At 57.1% G+C, this 20,209-nt stretch carries 9 protein-coding genes; 6 read left to right on the top strand and 3 right to left on the bottom strand.

Annotated elements, in window-relative coordinates:
* Positions 1-10: 10 nt before the first annotated feature.
* From WCA10_RS25175 to WCA10_RS25165, 3 genes are all read right to left on the bottom strand, one after another.
* Positions 11-2,479, bottom strand: coding sequence for a caspase family protein (locus WCA10_RS25175; RefSeq protein WP_472825307.1), 2,469 nt, complete (start codon positions 2,477-2,479; stop codon positions 11-13).
* Between the two features lie 457 nt (positions 2,480-2,936).
* A complete protein-coding gene (locus tag WCA10_RS25170; RefSeq protein ID WP_472825306.1) occupies positions 2,937-5,129 on the bottom strand; it encodes a tetratricopeptide repeat protein in 2,193 nt (730 codons plus the stop codon).
* 98 nt (positions 5,130-5,227) lie between these two features.
* Positions 5,228-7,711 (bottom strand): ABC transporter permease, encoded by a 2,484-nt coding sequence (locus WCA10_RS25165; protein WP_472825305.1) that lies wholly within the window; start codon positions 7,709-7,711, stop codon positions 5,228-5,230.
* A gap of 195 nt (positions 7,712-7,906) precedes the next feature.
* On the opposite strand from WCA10_RS25165, the gene WCA10_RS25160 reads away from it, so the two are divergent.
* The 6 genes from WCA10_RS25160 to WCA10_RS25135 all read left to right on the top strand — a co-directional run bounded on the left by WCA10_RS25160 (position 7,907) and on the right by WCA10_RS25135 (position 20,183).
* Positions 7,907-8,953 carry a LacI family DNA-binding transcriptional regulator gene (locus WCA10_RS25160; RefSeq protein WP_472825304.1) on the top strand — a complete coding sequence of 349 codons (1,047 nt, stop codon included), beginning with the start codon at positions 7,907-7,909 and terminating at the stop codon, positions 8,951-8,953.
* Positions 8,954-9,513: 560 nt separating this feature from the next.
* Positions 9,514-10,548: an ROK family protein gene (locus tag WCA10_RS25155; protein WP_472825303.1), complete on the top strand. Its 1,035-nt coding sequence runs from the start codon at positions 9,514-9,516 to the stop codon at positions 10,546-10,548.
* A gap of 203 nt (positions 10,549-10,751) precedes the next feature.
* Complete coding sequence (locus WCA10_RS25150; protein ID WP_472825302.1) at positions 10,752-12,524, top strand: CRTAC1 family protein; 1,773 nt, start codon at positions 10,752-10,754, stop codon at positions 12,522-12,524.
* Positions 12,525-12,620: 96 nt separating this feature from the next.
* Positions 12,621-14,492: a CRTAC1 family protein gene (locus WCA10_RS25145; RefSeq protein WP_472825324.1), complete on the top strand. Its 1,872-nt coding sequence runs from the start codon at positions 12,621-12,623 to the stop codon at positions 14,490-14,492.
* Positions 14,489-16,282 (top strand): CRTAC1 family protein, encoded by a 1,794-nt coding sequence (locus WCA10_RS25140; RefSeq protein WP_472825301.1) that lies wholly within the window; start codon positions 14,489-14,491, stop codon positions 16,280-16,282. The genes WCA10_RS25145 and WCA10_RS25140 overlap by 4 nt, the downstream gene beginning before the upstream one ends.
* A gap of 346 nt (positions 16,283-16,628) precedes the next feature.
* Positions 16,629-20,183 (top strand): carboxypeptidase-like regulatory domain-containing protein, encoded by a 3,555-nt coding sequence (locus WCA10_RS25135; RefSeq protein ID WP_472825300.1) that lies wholly within the window; start codon positions 16,629-16,631, stop codon positions 20,181-20,183.
* Positions 20,184-20,209 lie beyond the last annotated feature (26 nt).

Here is a 20,209-nt window from a genome sequence, read left to right as displayed (position 1 = left end):
ATTCGCCCGATCACTGAGCCCGTATCACTTCGTTCCCCGGGACGCTGCGAAGTGTTGTAACCGTGATGCCCCAATCGGTCGGCACTGGTTCAGATAATCCGCGAGTCGAACTGCTCGCGTTGTTTAACAGCCGCTGCAAGGGAGAGTCGGCGCCGCGTACGCCGCGTGTGGCGACCCCCTCAAACGTCAACGATGACGGATCGGGAAGCGGCTGCGCTGTACTCAACATGATCAGCGTATCCACTCCATAAGGAGGCCCGACCTTCAGCGTAAGCGAGTGCGGCAAAACAAACCTGCGGTCGCTGTTTCCGGCCTTGGGGAATTGATTTTCTGCAAAATTGATCGGATAGAGAAGAGTGCCCTGGCCGTTGCAACCGATGTCGAGAACGTACACCCAGCGCGCATCGACAACGCGATCCTCCGACTGTAACAGCATCTGAAGCTTGTCGCCGGAATGCGCGGCCTGATCCTGCGAGAGGGTACCGCCATCGGGCGCACGCACCAGGGCGAGCTTATAGAAGGATTCGGCGGACTCGCCATTCGCGCTGTCCTGCAGCGTGAGCCAGCCATGGACCTTGCCCAGGCGCTGCGCGTAATCATTCAGCTTTCTGGTAAGTGCGCCGGGTTGCGGCGGAGCTCCCAGCGCTGTCCAATCGGTCCGAACCGGGTAAGGAGAATCCGTGGAACAGCCGGGGCTATGATCCGCGACGGCACTGCTCGGTCGTGGTCCAGCGGCAAACTCGCTCTTGTGGAACCATGCATATGCGGGACCGTCATCGGTAAGGATTCCCGTCAGGAGATAATTGGCGGCGGCAAAATCCTTCGCAGCTTGCACGGCGCTTTGCGGATCGTGGAGGGCGAGTTTATCCGCCACTTCCTGAGGCACAGGCAGGTTCACCCAGACCCGCGCATCTGCGCTGAGATGCTGCTTCAAGGCGTCTACCGTGAGCTTCGGCCCAAGATTCATTGGCGGAGGCGCAGTCGTATTCAGGCTTCTTGCCCCCTGTGGGGCCGATTTTGCATCGCCACCCGGCTTCGCTTGCAGCAGAATCCAGTTCGCTCCATCCCAACTGAGAAGATGCGTCCAGTTATCTTCCGCGGGGTCAACGACTGAAACCACTCCTGCCGCCTTCACCTGCGCAGCCGCTGCAACAATGTCCTCCTGCGCAAGGTGTGAGGGCCAAAGCCAGAAGAGAAGTGGATCGGATTGCGGCGGTACCAGCTTGCTGAGCGCAAAAATCTCGCCCGGCAAAACCTTGGCTCCCGCGGGGCTTACCACCTGCGCACTTGAACGCGCGATTCCCAGCAGGTCAGTCACACGCAGCTTCACCGGCGAAGTGCCGCTGTCATCCGTTGCCAACGTAAATTCGCTCCCTGGTCCGACACCTGAAACGCGTCCGATGTCGAGCCACACCGAACCGTCATCATCGGTCTTGATCGCGGCTGTCAGTACCTTGTTGCTGCTTGTGGCCTTCCCCCCGAACAGAGGCTCTTGACGGCGTTGCGCATTCGCATCCAGATCCGGTTCTTCGTCGGAAACTCCGTTTCCTTCGAGAACCGCTTTCACCCTCTGATACACCATCGCCGCCGGCGCATCCGCAGGCAGAACCTGCAGCGATTCAATCAGGGCCGTTGTGAATGCGCCGTGTGGTTCCTGCGCGGTGTCCGGCGGAGGCGACTCCTTCGCCGTCTGATCCTGTTGCGCTGCGGAAAACACAAGGGCGGGATTGTCCGCGCGTTCCGTCGGTGGCGTCCGTTCTTTGCCGTCGGGGCCGGTTTCAGGAGGCTCGTCGATGTCGCGCGGATCATAGGCAAGGGTGCGCTCCCGGTACTTCGGACCGATCCCGCGCGCTGCGCCCCCACTATGGCAACTGTCGAAGATAACGGTGAGATGAAGGCCCTTGTCCAACGCGGCGTTAAAAATGTGCGCCATCTCACGGTCGCGCACGTCAAAGCCGCCCTTGTACGCGTCTGAAGGAACCAACGTGCTGTCGGCATGCAACAGCTTGCCGTCTGCCCATACCTCCATTTTGGTTCCCTTGCTGTTGATGCGGAGCGAGCCATGGCTGGCGTCGTAAAACACCACCGTGTCTCCACGCCGGGGCAAATCGACAAGATATTTCTGCATGGCGGCAAGAATGCCGTCGCGAGTCGTTTGGTCGGCCGGCAAAACTAACACGCCTGGCCGCGGCTGGGGCGGTGCGGGATTCGTGAGTAGAGCTACATTGGCCGCCGGAAAACCGAACTTCGGGCTGGTCAGAAGATCGGCCATCGCCTGCGCGTCGTTGACTGAGCCTTCCAGGTTTTCAAATGATCCCAGCTCGAATCGCCCGTAAATGCATCCTGCCGGATGCGCGGCGGTGGTGCCCGGCGGCTGATAAGTGTTGATGCCAATGAGCAAGGCTCGACGAGTCTGCGCGGGAACCTGGCATACGAAGAGGGCCAAGCAAATCAGCAATGGGGAAGTGAGGCGCCGCATGGAGACTCCGGGGAGATAGCAGAAAGCGTACTGCCTTCATTCGGCAAACGCAATCCCAAAACCAATGCCAGCGTTGCACCGGGTCAATCGGACAATACTGACATTCAGAGAGCCCGGGGCGTTCATTTTGCGATTCATGACACCATCGCGTCTGCAACTGCCCGCGCATTCTTGTGCGTATCGTGGAACACAGGGGCGTCGATTTTTCGAGAATGTGATCTGCCCTCCCCGGGGTGGATTGCGAGCATCCCGGAAGCAGGGAAATGGCAGCGATCCGTAGCCGGCGATGCGATTCTCATCGGAGAACGATGGTCGGCTCGCAAATCGAATCAGGGCATTTCAAATATCGAAAACATCGGAGAGCGCAGGCCGGACAGCCTTCATTGACTGACCATTGTCGGGAGCGCGATTCGCGGCGGCGCATTTTTGAAAGGCAAGCTTCGGTGAGGCTTTCACATCATGGGGCCACTTTTTCGACAGTCAGGATAACTTCAGTGCCCGGCCCGAGTTGGACAGAGCGATCGGAACTGCTGATTCTGGCGCTGCAACCTGGCCCTCCTTCCGGCTCCAGCTTCACCTTCGGCATGCGGACTACGATCCCCGGATGAACGGTGCGTGGCGGACCTCCGGGACTCAGATCGTCGTCGCGACCGGTCGAGCCCGAAACGGGGCTCGAGATCGACCGAGCTCCGCCCGCGACCTGTGTCGGCAAGGCGTCGTGCAACATGCTCGACTGGTCGCGAGGGGCTACCAAGCCGATCAACCGCAGCGGGAGCTGCTGTTTCTGCCGGCCCTCGCAATCGGCGTGATCGAAGACTAGCCCCAGTTCAGAGGAATTGGGATTCTTCGACGAGGCCGCAGCCGTTACGTGCCCATATAGAATTGCGTCCTGCGTCAACACGCAACCCGGATAGGTAAGCCCATACAGCACCTTCACAAATACTTCCTTGCCGGGTTTGAGGTGCGCCGAGTCCATCAACTCCGTGACACGAGCCTCAATGGTGGAGGCAACTGGCCAGTCTCTATTCTCGAATTGTTGACATGCAGGGGTACCGGTGTCATCAGCCGTCGCTGCGGATGCGGTCATGGTTCCCTTAGCGAGCGCCGGCGAAGCCTCACTTGTCGTGGGCTCGAATTTCACCAATCCATCGCGATAGTCCAGGTGCAAAGTGAGCGAATGAAGCATGTCGAAGCCCAGCATTCCTGCAACCTCAAACCCCATATCGTGATCGAGTGTCGAAAGATCCCACTGGAGTATATGGCTTCGACGGGGCAAGGAGAGCTTTGCAAACTGAAAGTCGAAGTTGTCGCGATACACCTGCGCCGTTGGGCCGGAAGCGGTCTGCATGGCATTGGTAAAGTTGGCCCTGGTACTGGAAATGGCATGCGCCGTCTCCGATGTCATGGTGCTTAAGCGCATACCGGTGTCGAGTACAAAGAGCCTGCGGGCTTTGTTATTGAGCAGCACCGGCACAAGCAGAAATTGGCGCCGGTGATAAACCGGAGTGTAATCCGCGAATTCCGGCAACGTCGCACGATCGCCCGGCAAAATTCCGGTACGCGGCGGAAGTGGATCGAGCGTGAGCCCGGCATCCCGGGCATCAATTGTCACAAGATAGGAGGCGAAGATATCGGTGCCGATCATACCGTCGGCTTTTCCCGCAAATGGTGCATTGCTCACACCCACGAGGCAGTCGCGAAACTCAAGCGGCCCAATATGTACACTGTCGGCGTGTACCGTTCCGGGCGGATCATTGGCGTCCTGCTGCAGTCCATTCGCGTCGGCAAGAGCTTTGGTGATAAAGATTCCCGAGGCTGCCGTATCCACCACGAGCCTTGCATTGGTCTTTGGCAGTTGCACGTCAAGCCGGTAGCCATCCGGATGCTTGCCATCCTCCATGGTGCGGATCAAGTGCAGCGTTGCCGATTGAACGGCAGGCTGAATCTTGCAGGTCTGCGAGTTTTCTGAGAGCAGCGGCAGCATCGCGTTCATGGATGCTTCAGCCTTTTGCCGTGTCTCCGCATCCAGGCCCTTCATCGTGGGAAGCGCCTGATAGATTCCCTCAATCTCATGCGCCGGCGAAACAACCCTGCGCCACGCGTAGAGGATGTCGGGGTCTTCTGGGTCGATCTCATACGCTCTCTGGATCTCGGCGCGTTCCGATGCGTACATCGAATCGATGCGCAGGGCGCGGCTGCGAATCAGATGGATGCGCGCGTAGCATTTGTCCGCGGCTGCAGCGGCATCGAGCGTCTGCAGAGCCAGCCAGGGCTGCCCTTGGCGCAGCTGCACTTCGGCTTGCGCGGTGAGGATCGGAGCCGAGTGGGGATCGTCCGCAAGGGCTGCGGATACGCGATCAGATGCCTGTGTAATCTTGCCTTCCCGCAAAAGCGTCTGCACGAGCGAAGCGGCGATCAATGCATCATGCGGCTGTTGCACGAAGGATTGCGCATATTCCCGTTCCGCATCTGCATACCGGCCTTCGGCGTATGTTGTGGCTGCGGGAGTAGCTGCAGGAGGGGATGCTGTCGGACAGCTCGCGGTCTGACTCAAGAGAGATGAAGCCTGGAAAATCAGAACAACAAAAATCAAACTGAAGCGGAGCAGGGGGCCGTTGAGGGAACGGGGAGTACAAGAGGGAACAGGCATCCAGGGTCTCCCGAACTTAAATCAGAGCAATAATACTCTGCGCGGAGTGAGTCTTGAGTTGCTTCGCGGTCACGTCATTTGTGAGCATTACTGCCGCACTACTCGTTGCGAAGGGCTGACACAGGATTGACTCCAGCGGCGCGTCTCGCCGGTAAACACGTTCCTGCAACTGCCAGCAGGGGCAATATACAAACTACGGCGACGATTGTCAGTGGATCGAACTGCGACGTCTGAATCAGCTCTCGCCTCGCCAATCGCCCGGCTACAAACGCGAGCGGAAGTCCAATCGCCACACCAAGCAGCGCCAGGATCAAGGCCTGACGCAACACCAACCACATCACCTTAGACCGATTCGCACCAAGCGCCATGCGAATCCCAATCTCGTGAGTGCGCTGAGAAGTGACGAAAGAAAGTACGCCGTATATTCCAACAAGCGAAAGCAACAGGGCCGCAACCGCGAAACTTCCGAACAGCGCCAATGCGAAGCGCGGACCTGCATAGCCGTACATATCCAGCATCTGCCGAAGGCTCATCGTCTCGACGATGGGCTGATCCTTGTCGATCGCATGAACCGCCTGCCGCATCGGATTGACCAGCACATCTGTAGGAAGGGATGTAGAGACGATCAGACTGTCGGCGGCTGCCGGAGCTACGGTGTAGGGCAAGAAGACATGTGGATAGTTCTCATTGAATCCGACGAAAAATGGCAGATCGCTCATGACGCCAACCACGGTGAAAGCGTTGTCTGCCAGCTTGTTCTTCCCATCGGGTTTGAATTCCGGCAGGTGGATGGTTCGGCCGATGGCGTTCTCGCCCGCGAAATAGCGCTGCGCAAAATTCTGCGTTATCACTACCTCATGCGACGACGCGGCCACTTCACGAGAATCCAGGAAGTGCCCCTGCAACATCTTCCTGCCCGACATTTCGAGGAAGTCCGGATCAGTCAAATCCAGGGCCACGACACGCTTGTCAATGTCCTGCCCGCTGATCTGCACGCGATCCGCATACATGTCCATGAACGGGAAAGCAGCATCCACCGTGGCCTGTCTGACACCCGGGACGGCTCGCACGCGATCCAGTAACTGTCTGAAAAACAGGGTGCGACTTTCGGGCGTGGGGTAGCGCGTGTCCGAGAGCGGGATGCGAAGCATCAACGTGCGATCGGGCGTAAACGGCACGGGCACGCCCTCTACCGCTATCAGGGACCGAACCATCAAGCCTGCGAGCATCAGAAGAGCCAGCGAGAGAGCAATCTCCGTGACGACGAATCCGCTGAGCAGGCGCCTGTGCGCACGGCTGTCGGAAGAGCGGAAACTATTGAGCGCCGCGGCCAGCCTGGGTCTTGCACTGTGCCAGGCCGGCATGGTTCCAAAGATCAACACAGTGCCAAGTGCGATTCCCAACGAGGTCAGCAGGACCGGCACATTCATCGTAATGACTGCTTCATCGGGAATCGTGTCGGTGGGGACAATGCGCAGAATTGCCTGCAATCCCGCATAGGCGCAAACCAGCGATACAGGAAATGCGATCAACGCGAGCAGGAGCGATTCGGTGAGAGCGTGTCGAACGAGTCTCAATCGCGAAGCGCCGATCGAAGCGCGTACCACAAATTCATGCTCACGGCTTACCGCGCGAGCGAGCAACAAGCTCGACACGTTGACGCAGGAAATAAACAGGAGCACAAATACCGAACCGAGCAACAGATAAAGAATGCCTGCCAGTCCCGACTTGAACATCTCGTCAAACGGAAGAATTCCAAGGCGCAGATTCTTGGGATACATGAACGGCTCAGTTTGTGCAAATTCGGCGAAAATCGGCGCGAGTTCCGCGGCCGCCTGTGCGTCAGTCACTCCGGGTTTAAGGCGCCCAACCAGAGCAAAACGTCGTTGCCCCTCCACCGCGAATTCATTGGTCATCTTGATCGGCAGGTATATATCCGCTCCTCGCCATAAGAAGCGCGGTGGCATAACACCAATGACCGTACGCGGATGCCGATCCACGTTGATGACCTGACCGATGACCGAGGAACTGCCGCCATAGTGTGCTTGCCAATAGCGGAAGCTGAGGAGCGCGACTTCTTCATGGCCAGCGTCGACGTCGTTGTCCATGGTTGCGCGCCCCAGGACCGGCTTCACTCCGAGGACTTCAAATGTGTTTGCCGTAATGTAGTTGCCGCGTACACGCTGAGGCTCGAATTTCCCGGTGAGTTCAACAAAGCCAACGGTTGATGCGGTCACGCCGGCGAAGATGTCGGTTTTCTGGGCGATCTCATTGAACTGCTGTGGACTATAGGATCGCCAGCCGCACTCGGCGCGATCGGGCCAGCAAAGCTTCGGTGTGGCAAGCGTGTGAACGTCCTTATAGGGGAATGGATCGATCAGCACGCCATAAGCAACCGTGAACACTGCACTGGACGCGCTGATGCCCAGCGCCAGAGTGAGTACCGCTGTTATAAAGAAGCTGGGATTGCGAGCTAAGTGCCTGATCGAATAGCGCAGGTCCTGCGAAACGTTTGCGAGCTGGAATGCGGCGAACTCATTCGCTAGCTCTTTGATCAGCAGTCGGATGCGAGCGAAAGCCATGGAGAAGCCTCTCATAGTTTTCGTTTCACCGGCAACAACATGCTGGTTTGTTCCGGTATCGGAGGCGATTCGCAAACCAGTTTCGCAAACGTGGACAGCGCGGCGCCGGCCGGCGATCGGTGCAACCTGGTTGTACGCCGCGACTCGTGTAGCTTAGACTCTTGATACCACGCCGGTTTCGAGTGGACCAGCCGAATGAAGAAGCGAAGCACCCCGCCGACTGTCAGCGAAGTAGCTCGCGCAGCAGGCGTTGGCACGACCACTGTTTCCCGCGTCATTAACGGCGGCGATCGTGTGAGTCCGAAGACGCTTGCTCATGTGCAGCGCGTCATTCAAGCCATGGGCTATAGCCCCAATCAGGCGGCTCGCGTCCTCAAAGGGCATCGGACAAAAACCATCGGATTAGTGATTCCAAGCATCGCCGATCCATTCTTCTCAAGTTGCGCGGAGGCCGTACAAGCTGTCGCGCTCGCCAATGACTCGCTGCTGATTGTGACCGCATCGCATAACGATCCGCACACCGAGATTGAGAATCTGAACATTCTCATAAGTCATCGGGTCGACGGATTTATTGTGGCGCCTGCGAATTCACAGAGTCAGGCGCTACGCGATCTGCTTAAGCGCGTTGCCGTTCCGGTTGTGTCTATCGATCGCCCGGTCTCCGACTCTCTTGTCGCCTCAGTCGTAACCGATAACTTCAAGGGAGCCAAATTTGCCACGCAGCATTTGATCGATCATGGGTACAAACGGATCGTCTGTCTTACGGGCGAAAGCACCTTGTTTACGATTCAGGAGCGCACCCGGGGATATCGAGCTGCTGTTGATTCCGCAGGTCTCCCGTCAACGTTGAACACTTCAGCGAAGGACTACAGGTCAACTGAGTATGCGATTGAGAGCATGCTCTCCGGCGCAAACCCTCCGGATGCATTGTTCACACTCAAAAACAGCACGACGATTTACGCCTTTGAGGTTCTTCAAAAGCTCAACATTGCAGTGCCCAAGACGATCGCCTTGCTTGGTTTTGATGATTTTGAACTCGCGGCAACGGTGCGGCCGTCCATAAGCGTGGTTCAGCAGCCCGTTGAAGAGATTGGCCGAGTTGCAGCAGAGCTCCTCTTTGAACAACTTCTTGGCACGCGGAGCAGCGGGATACCGGGAAAATCAAAACGCCCTCGACAAGTGATACTCGAAACGCGGCTCGTCCAACGGAGTTCGTGCGGATGTTCTCCAACTCCTGCTTGAATTGTGAAGCCGGGCAGCCGCGTTGCGCGGAGTACCGGTCTTTAAAAGTTGGCCGTGATTTATTGGCGCGGATCATTGACCCGCCGCGATGCAAACGAATCTGGGCATCGATTTTCTAACTTCCAGACCCGATGCGTTTTCCATTCGACCTTCCTTGCCGATTGGCGCGATTTCAAGCAGACCTGTGTCCGGCGCGGGGCGCGATCGAAACACCGGCGCGAATAATATCACAGGGAACACAAATCATGGAAACGATACCATGGAACCGGAAATGCACGTTCGCGGAGACAGGTTGCACCCGATTCGCGCACACGGGAGTGTGGGATTCGATCAAGCTTCAACTTCGGTTTTTGCTCTGTTGAAAGAAAATGACACTGGCTTCAGGGCAATCTGGCAGCCTCTTGATTTTGTATGGTATCGTTTCCAAGGACAACGGGCGGTGATGGGGATACTTTGGGGAGCGGGGTCGTTTTCTTCGAGTATCTCCAGCACTTGCGTCGTCTCAATCGCGGTTTCAGGCGCACGCGCGATTTGGAATATCGGCTTCTGCGGTGATCGGAATGGCCTTGAAAAACGCGCAAGTTCTCACCATCGGCGTCGATCTTGGAGGAACAAGTCTAAGGATCGCTGCATACGCGCCAGGCATTGGCGTGCTGAACTCGATTTCACTTCGCACGCGTCTCGAAGCCGGTCCCCAGGCTGTTGTAGATGACATGTGCGACGCGATTATCAAACTCATCGATCAGCATTCCAATGGCCGCGAGATTGCCGGCATCGGAGTTGGATCACCGGGACCGCTCGAGCTTCCGGCGGGACGCCTTCACCATCCGCCCAATCTTCCTGGGTGGGACGGATTTCCGCTTCTGGCTGAAATGGAGAAGCTCCTGCAGAGGCCGGTCACGCTGGAGAGCGACGCCAACGCCGCTGTGCTTGCGGAATTTGAATTAGGCCTTGGAAAGCAACTCGGCATCGATTCGATGTGCATGTTGACCCTGGGTACCGGTGTCGGCAACGGGATCATTCTGGAAGGAAAGCTATGGCACGGAGCGACGGGCATGGGTGGCGAAGCCGGACACATGACGATCTATCCGGACGGCGCCCTCTGCGGATGCGGCAACCACGGCTGTCTGGAAGCATGTGCCTCTGCGACCGCAGTTGTGAATGCCGCCGATAGATTGATCGCCGCGGGAAAGGCCCCGGGGCTCGCTCGGCTCAAGAAAGACACGGCATTGACTGCGCAGAATCTTGCCGATGCTGCGCGGCAAGGCGACGCAGATGCCCAGAACATCTACGTTGAGACGGGCCGCACCCTGGGGATCAGCCTGGCTGGGCTGATCAACATTCTGAATCTGCCGCTTTACGTGGTGGGCGGCGGCGTCGCCAACTCATGGGATCTGCTATCACCCATTATGTTTGAGGAACTGGAGCGTCGGAGCTATGTCTATGCGCTCACCGCGCCGGGGAGAGTTGCCTCAAAGGGAATGCCGGGCGGCGGCACGCAGGTTTTACCCGCAAAGCTTGGGGCTGAGGCGGGACTTCTGGGCGCATGTATCCTTCCGGTATATGCCTCGAAACCAACCTGGGCGTCTGCATAGTCTCATTGCGAAGTATTCATCCCTCTCAACCATAATTCAGAGGAAATGCCGCAATGAGGCCTGCCCTTGCGGCTGCACTACACTCAACGCTTGGAGGCCTTTCTTTGTCGCCTGTTCGGGGTCTGCTTCACTGTGTATTGACCGCGTCTATTCTCATCCCGATCACTGCCTCTTCTCAATCCTCACCGGACCAAAGCGCTTCAATGCAGAAACAGCAGGGCGGCAACGCCACGGGAGGCACGTTTGCGCCCGTCTATGACGCGCAAAAGCGACCGATCACTGCAGGTGGCTTCGTTGAGTCTGGACCAGTGATCTTCAAGGACATTACCAAGACCGCAGGGCTGGCAGGCTGGAGCCACACGATGGGCTTGGCCAATAAACCGCTCATCATCGATACAGACGGATCCGGAGTGGCGCTTCTTGACTTCGACAACGATGGATGGCTGGATATCTATCTGGTGAACGGTTCGACCTTCAATGCCCTTGACGGCAAAGAAGAGCCTCCTCATGCTGCGCTTTTCCATAACAACCATGACGGCACATTTACTGACGTTGCAGCCAAGGCTGGTGTCACAAACGACCGATGGGGTTTCGGCGTTACGGTCGGGGACTATGACAACGATGGATGGCCCGACATCTTCGTTTCAAACTGGGGAAAGAATCGCCTCTACCACAACAATCACGATGGCACGTTTACCGACATGGCCGAGAAGGCCGGGGTGACGTTGGGTAACTGGTCGTCGGGCGCCACGTGGGGCGACTACGATGGCGACGGACGGCTGGATTTGTTTGTGGCGGGATACGTGCATTTCGATCGCACGGACCTTGCCGCCTCAGGCGCGGAGGCGGTCGGCAGTTCGTTCTGCAAGTATCGCGGCGCGCCCGTGATGTGTGGACCACGCGGTCTCAAGGGCGAGCCGGACCACTTGTTTCATAACAACGGCGACGGAACATTTACGGATGTAAGCGTCAAAGCCGGTGTCGCCGACAGGAATGCATTCTACGGATTTGCCTCGATCTTCCTGGATATCAATGGGGACGGCAAGCCGGACCTGGTGGTCGGCGATGATTCGGAGCCCAACTACCTTTACATCAATAAGGGTGACGGGACATTTGAAGACCAGAGCTACGATTCGGGGTTTGCTCTGAACGGCGATGGGCGCGAAATCGCATCGATGGGAATTGCCGCGGGAGATTATGAAAACAACGGGAGGATCGACCTCTTCGTTACGGATTTCTCCGATGACTATAAGGTGCTTTATCGCCAGGATCAGGACAAGGGATTCACGGATGTGAGCGACAAGGTGGGCCTGGAAACGATTCCGATTCCCTTCGTCGGCTGGGGAGACGGGTTCCTCGACTACGACAATGACGGCTGGCTCGACTTGTTTATGGTCAACGGCCATGTCTATCCAGAAGTGGACAAGCACGATTGGGGAACCACGTTCGCGGAGCGCCCGCTGCTCTTCCATAACGTGAAGGGCGCGGCAGCAAGAGTGTTCGAATACGTTCCGCCAGTAGTCGGCTCCGGTCTCGCGGTTGTGATCCCAGCACGCGGCGCGGCCTTCGGCGACCTTTTCAATGACGGCAAAATCGACTTGGTTATCAATTTGATCGAAGGGCCGCCTACTCTGCTCAGAAACGTAAATTCCGACCATCACCATTGGGTGGAACTGAAGTTGGTGGGCGGCCCAAAGAGTCCGCGCGACGCAATGTGCGCTACGGTGTTTCTCAGAGCCAACGGAATGCGCATGCGTCAGGACGTGCTCTCCAGTGGCAGCTTCATTTCGTCGAACGATCAGCGACTCCACTTCGGATTAGGCGGCTCTACCGATGCGGGCATCGCAGAAATTCATTGGCCATCTGGAAAGACCGAAGCGGTGAAGCTTCATGCTGTCGACCGTATTTACACCATCAGCGAAGGTAAAGGCGTAACAGGTTCTCTCTGCGGCGGAAGGTCATGCCCATCGCGATGAGAGCCACCGGTTCGAGCGCTGTGAGCCTGCGGCCGACCGTTCCAGGTCTGCGTTAGACTCGGCGTTGGAGGAGTACCATTGCCGTACATCCGGCGCATGCGCGCCCGTACACATATCGCATTCGTGGCGGCATTGCTTGTGCCAACCGCTAGCGCCTTTGGTCAGGCCAGGTCGAATCCGCCGTCCGGAGCCGGCCGTAGTACGGTTTCTGCAGAGACGTTGCACGACCCGCAGAAACGGCCGATCACGGTGAGTGGGTTTGTCGATTCCGGCCCTGTAGTCTTTGAGGATGTCACCCGAGCGGCTGGACTTGCCGGATGGAAGCATGTCATGGGCGCAGCGGACAAACGGCTCATCATCGACACCAATGGATCCGGTGCAGGGCTCATCGATTATGACAACGATGGCTGGCTCGACATCTACCTCGTTAACGGCTCAACGTTCAATGCGCTCGACGGCAAGCAGGAGCCTCCGCACGCGGCCTTGTTTCATAACAACCACGATGGCACCTTCACCGATGTAGCTGCCAGGGCCGGAGTCACGAACGATCGCTGGGGTTTCGGCGTCGCTATCGCCGACTACGATAACGATGGCTGGCCCGACATCCTCGTGACCAACTGGGGCAAGAACCGGCTGTACCACAACAACCACGACGGTACTTTTACCGATGTTGCGGAAAAGGCCGGTGTTACGCTTGGCAACTGGTCGGCAGGCGCAACGTGGGGTGACTACGACGGAGACGGGCGTCTCGATCTGTTTATCTCCGGTTACGTTCACTTTGATCGGAACAACCTGCCCTACGAAAAGACCAAGGCGACGGGCTTTTCGTACTGCGAATTCCGGGGTGAGCCGGTGATGTGCGGACCTATGAATCTTGAAGGCGAGCCCGACCATCTCTTCCACAACAACGGAGACGGAACCTTCACCGACGTGAGCGTCCAGGCCGGTGTCGCCGACCAAGTCAATCGCTACTACGGCCTGACCCCCGTCTTTGTGGACGTAAACAACGACGGCAAACTCGACTTGATCGTGGCGAACGATTCCACGTTGAGCTACCTCTATCTCAATCGTGGGAACGGAAGATTCGAAGATGCGAGTTATGCGACGGGCTTCGGGTTGAATGAAGACGGGCGAGAAGTGGCCGCCATGGGCGTCGCTGTTGGTGACTACATGAACAACGGCCTGTTGGATTTCGCGATCAGCGATTTCTCCGACGAGGCGAAACTGCTGTTTCGCAACCAGGGCAACGGCGGATTTAACGAAGTTTCCATGCGCTCCGGATTCGGCAAACTATCCATTCCGTTCCTCGGCTGGGGTGATGGATTTCTGGACTTCGACAACGACGGGTGGCTCGACCTGATGTTTGTGAATGGGCACATCTATCCCGCTGCGGACCGGCTCGACTGGGGCACGTCGTACGCGCAGCGATCGCTGCTGTTTCACAACAATCGCGACGGCAGCTTCACCGAGGTTCCGCCGGTCAAGGGTTCCGGAATGGCAGAGGTCCTGTCAAGCCGGGGAGCGGCTTTCGGTGACCTGTTCAATGACGGCAAGATCGACGTGATCATCAACCAGATCGATGGACCGCCCGTGCTGCTGAAGAACGTCAATGCCGATCACCATCATTGGGTGGAATTGAAACTGATCGGAGGTTCCAAAAGTCCCCGCGACGCGGTAGGCGCCACCGTGTACCTCACCGCTAATGGAATGCGCCAACGGCAGGATGTGATCAGCGGCGGAAGCTACGTTTCGAGCAACGATCCCCGATTGCATTTCGGTCTGGGTGACTCTACAGAAGCCGGGACCGCGGAAATTCATTGGCCATCGGGAGCAAAAGAGACGATCAAACTGCCAGCCGTCGACCGCATCTTCACCATCGCGGAAGGGAAGGGCATCACAGCAGAATTTAGCGGCAATCGAGTGCGCCAGACCGCAGATATGGCAAAACCTTCCGAGGGTAGGCAATGAAGGCTGTCTGGTTCTGTCGCGTGCGAAATATTCTCGGTGCAATCGGGCTCTGCATTTCCGCAAGTGCTATTTTGTGGCCGCAGGCCACTCATGCCGGATCAGAAACTGCGGTTCATCCCGTTCCGGCGCCATCCGTCCCTGGACGCTTTGTAGACGTCACAGAGAAGGCTGGCGTGCATTTTCTGCACCAGGCGCCGCATACTTCCCGCAAGTATCTGATCGAGACGATGGGTTCGGGCGTCGCACTGTTCGATTGCGATAACGACGGCCGCCTCGATCTGTACCTCGTCAATGGCGCACCTTACACCGATCCAACTCCCAAGGGATTTATCCCGCAGAAGACAGGACCTGAGTATTGGAATCGCATGTATCACCAGAAGCGGGATGGGACATTTGAGGACATTACTGAAAAGGCCGGCTTACGGGGTGTCGGTTACGGCATGGGTGTCGCAGTCGCCGATTACGATAACGACGGCTATGAAGATCTCTTCGTCACTGCCTATGGCGGCAACCGTCTTTATCACAACAATGGCAACTGCACCTTCACCGATGTGACAGACAGAGCCGGCGTGGGGGGCAGCGGGTGGTCCAGTTCCGCGGCGTGGGTGGACCTGGATAACGACGGTCTTCTCGACCTGGTGGTGGATCGCTATGTCACCTGGGATTGGGAGGATGTCTGGTGTGGGGAGCATCGCGAAGGCTATCGCGGCTACTGTCATCCGGATGTGTTCCAGCCCATCTCGATGCTCGTATATCACAACGAGGGCAATGGGCACTTCACCGAGGTGTCGCACAAACTGGGGCTCGACAAGCCGGTGAAAGCTCTGGGCATTGCCTTCGCCGATTACGATCGCGACGGGCGCATGGATATCTTTGTCGCGAACGATTCGATGCCGGAGTTCCTCTTTCACCAGAAGAAAGACGGGACATTCGAAGAAGTTGGCCTGGAATCCGGCGCCGCGGTGAATTCCGAAGGCCAGACCTATGCCGGGATGGGGGTTGATTTTGCGGATTATGACAACGACGGCTGGCCGGATCTGATCGTGACAGATCTTGCTAACCAGCGGTACGCACTCTACCAGAACGAACGTGACGGAACGTTCAATTATGCATCCGGCCCGAGCGGTATCGGCAACATGTCGATGCTTCATTCGGGCTGGAGCGTGCGATTCATGGACTATGACAATAATGGTTGGAAAGATCTTCTAATCGCGCAAGGCCACGACCTGGACACCATCGAAAAGACCAATCCGCAGCTTCGCTATCGCGAACCCATGATGCTCGTGCGGAACACCGGCGAGAAGTTTGTCGATGTTTCCTCAATCTCCGGAGATATCTTTCACGAGGCTTGGGTAGGGCGCGGGATGGCCATCGGCGACATCGATAACGACGGTCACATGGATGCCGTGGTCTCAACAAATGGCGGCGCCGCCCATGTGTTGCTGAACAAGACGCCAGCCCCAGGTCACTGGATCACGCTGCATTTGACCGGACACAAAAGCAATCGCGATGGTATCGGAGCTGTTGTGGAACTGAAAACAGCGTCCGGCGAACAATGGGCGACGGTGACAACATCCGGGGGTTACCTGTCCGCGAGCGAACCGAGAGTCCACTTCGGCATGGGTGAGAACGCGGCGGCCGCGTGTATTGAAATCCGCTGGCCAAGCGGCGTTGTGCAAACCCTGGCCAACGTAAAAGGCGACCGGCAGATCCAGGTGGATGAGACAGCTGCGGTCGACGGCCCGAACGGAGCGGCGCGATCGCAGCGGTGCGATGCCTCAGCGCCCTAGTTCTCATTAAATAAATCGATTTTTTGATTATCGATATTCCGGGCAGACGAGGGGGACGGCGGGTTCTGACTCTTCACCGTCGATGTTCTGGCGTTGGCCGAAATAGGTGAAAACTCATTTGTTCTCATGGAGAGGCCGTCACCGGTCCGCAAAAAACTCCTTGACAGTTGATTTTTGCCAGACGTATAGTTCGCGAAATGGGATCGCTACCATAAGAAATGGTATCGATTCCATATTCACAGAGTTTGAAGGCCCTAGAGAGCCGAGCAGCTGTCCCATTCCCCTGTTTAAGGATTTCAAAAACAACTGGGACTCTAAAAAAACTGGGTAAGACCAGGGAGGCAAAGTGAAACTGTTCCCCGTTTCAAACGAGCGCGCATTTCTGCGCCGCTCGAGGGTAGGCGTATGGTGCGTCGCGATCGCAATCGCATGCCTGATCTCGTTGGCCCCGCGTACCGGGTTTGCACAGGCCAGCGCCGGCATCACCGGCACCATCACGGACCCGAGCGGTGCCGTGATTACAAATGCGAAGATAACCATCACCAACGAACAGACGTCGATCACCGCCAGCACGGTGTCCAGCAGCGCTGGCACTTATTCCTTCAAGGGGCTTCTACCCGGCCATTACACCGTTTCCGTGGATGCCCCCGGATTCAAGAAGGACGTGAGAAGCGGGGTCACGATCGAGGTTAGTACAACTGCGACGTTCGACTTCGCCCTCTCGACCGGCACCGCCAACGAAACCGTACAGGTCACATCGGACGCGATTGCCCTGAACACAACCGCGCCCGAGATTGGCAGTACAATCGAGCCGGTCGTTGTCGCGGCTTTGCCTGAGGAAGTTTCTGGCCGCGGCCGTCAGATCGATCAACTGCAGTTCACTGCTCCCGGAACGACGGGCAGCACCTTCTCGCACCGCGTGAGCGGCGGCGTCGATTTTGAGCAGGAGATTGTGTACAACGGCATTCCCGCTCCACAACCAGAGACCGAGGGCTATACCACAAACTTCAACCCGCCCTTCGAACTGGTGGACGAGTATAAGGTCGAGCGCTCGACGTTTTCTGCACAATTCGGCCTGGGACAGGGCGCGCTCACTTACCAGATGAAGTCGGGCACAAACAAATATCACGGGGATTTGTTCGAGATCAACCGCAACAGTTTCTTTGATTCGGTCGGATTCTTCAATGGTCCGGCTTGGGGTGGATCTACCAAGCCCACTCCGGATCACGAGAACAATTATGGCTTCAGTGTTGGCGGCCCCATCAGCATTCCCCACCTCTACGACGGGCGCAACAGGACCTTCGGCCACTATAGCCAGGAGTGGTACAAGCAGAACAACGAGAACACAAGCTCTGGCACCGTGCCGACCGCGTTGGAAAAGACCGGAAATTTCACGGACTACGTGGATGGAAGCACCGGGGCGCTGATTCCGATCTACGATCCGACCACCGGTCAGCAGTTTTCGTGCAACGGCGTGCTGAACGTAATTTGCCCCAACCGCATCAGCCCGTTGTCGTCGAGCTTGATTAGTGACATTCCCGATCCAGACCGGCCCGGCAGCGGAGTTGGAGGCCTGGACTCCAACAAGAGCTTTGCTCCGTTCATCAATCCGAACATTCAGCACGTGTGGGGTTTCACGGTCGATCAGGTCCTTACGCCAAAGCAGAGCCTCCACTACAGCCAGTGGCGCAACAGCTACACCACCCACAGCTTTGACTACTCTCCGATCGTGATTGCGCCCAATCCCCTGAACAGCCAGAAGTTTGAACCGTCACTGGGCAGCGTCTTTCTGCTGAATTACAGCAACGCCCTCTCGGCTCATCTGGTGATGACCGCCGGAGTTGGCTGGATTGGCGAAATCAACAACCAGTTCAACATCACCAAGGGAGCCACATTCGGCGCTGTCACGAACGAAAACATTCCGCCGAATATCACCTTTGACGGCCAACATGCTCCGACCAGTTGGGGCACCAGCGGTTCCTGGTTCCAGTCGATCAACCGCAAACTTGGAATTTCGCTGGTGAATAACTGGCTGTGGACCAAGGGGCGTAACACATTCAACATTGGTGCGGAGTTCCGTCGCGCCTATCAGGACGACAACGAAGAGCAGACCGAAGGCGGACACTTCAACTTCAGCCAGCGGAACACTTCGGTGCAGAATCCAAATGACCCGAATTTTGGCAAATATGGCAGCGCGTTTGCCAGTTTCCTGTTGGGGCTTCCGGATTCGGCGAATCGAAGCAATTCCCAGGAGTTGGAGTTGCGCAACTGGGATCTGTCGCCGTACATCCAGGACGATATCAAGCTCTCGCCGCGTCTTACGGTCAATGTCGGTCTGCGTTGGGACCTTCAGCATCCGTTTACTGAAAACCACAACCTGATCGTCTTCTTCAATCAGGACAAGCCCGGAACATTCCCCAGCGGGAACATTGCCGGATCGGCGAGCCAGTTTGGGAACTGCACTGGTTGCTCTGGAATTACGAGTGGCGACCTCCACTATGGCCATGTCGGACCACGCCTCGGCTTCGCATACCAGCTGAGCAAGAAGATGGTTCTTCAGGCCGGATTGGATGTAGCGTTCCTCGATGGAGGAGCTTATGAGTACGGCACCAACAAGGTCGCAGTCAATTACGGAAACCTGTTGACCGGCTCCTTTACGCGCAACAGTACGGGCAGCTACACCTCTTCCTTCGGAAGCTGGGATACCAACCAGATACCCGCTGTCAACCCGACGCCGTTCAGTCCGGGCCTTGGAGCCGGCAACCAGATCAATGCCTTCAGCCCGAAGAAGGACGGATACGCGCCGTACAGCCAGCAGTGGAACATCAACCTGCAGCGCGAGCTGCCTTTCAACATGTTCATTACGGCTGCATGGGTAGGTAACCGCATCATTCACCTGCCGAGCCAGCTCAATGAGATCGACCAAATGGATCCGAAGTACGACGCACAGTTCGGCTCACAGCTTGCGGATGTGTTCCAACCAGGCCAGACATCGCTGGATGGCGTACCGCTGCCGTATCCCAACTTCGTCAATGACTTCGGTGGATCGGCGACGGTGGCCCAGGCGCTCGTGCCTTATCCACAGTACTCGAAGATCTTCAACAACTTTGAAGGTTACGGAACAACCTACTACCAGGCCGCCCAGATCGAGATTGAAAAGCGCTATACCAACGGCTTGTCCTTCCTCGCGGGATACACGCTCTCCCACCTGATGGACAACACGAGCAGCGGATTTTCAAGCTTCACCTCGGGCGGTATCAACAAATACAACCAGAAGCCGGAATGGGCGGTTTCAGGTGCAGACGAACCGCAGACGCTGAAAGTCAGTGGCACGTATCTGCTGCCGATCGGACCGGGAAAGAAGTATGTAAATAATCACACCATGGGCAATATTGTCGGTGGCTGGCAGGTAGGCTGGATCCTGGACTACGAGGCCGGAACGCCAATTCAGGGTTGTAACGGTAGCTCGGTGTGCGAGAACGGCTCGCCTTTCCCGAACGGCTTCAACCGTCCGGATCGCAACAGCTCAGTCGGTCTGAGCACCGCGTCCTACTCGCGGGTGCGCGATTACTTCGTGGGCAAAACCAATGTCGCCCAGATGTTTAATCCCGCAGCCTTCACGCTAACCCCAAGCCAGTATGTCATCGGAACGGCCCAAAGGGACTATGCCGGAACGAGAAACGCTCCGTTGGCCCTGGAGAACATCAATGCCAAGAAAAACTTCTACATCGGAGAGCGCTTTACTGGCATTCTCTCGGTGGATTACTTCAACGCCTTCAACCGAACGCAGTTCAACGGTCCCGACGGCAACGCAAGTGATGGAACCTTTGGCCAGGTAACGGGGCAAGGCTCGAATATATCGAACCGACAAGGCCAGGTAAGTTTCAGGCTGGAGTTCTAAACCAACCGTCTCCTGAATGCACCATT

This window comes from Occallatibacter sp. (assembly GCF_049582745.1).
Taxonomy (GTDB): domain Bacteria; phylum Acidobacteriota; class Terriglobia; order Terriglobales; family Acidobacteriaceae; genus Telmatobacter.
The sequence above is the reverse complement of the archived record's forward strand: the minus strand, read 5'-3'. Positions and strand labels throughout refer to the sequence as shown.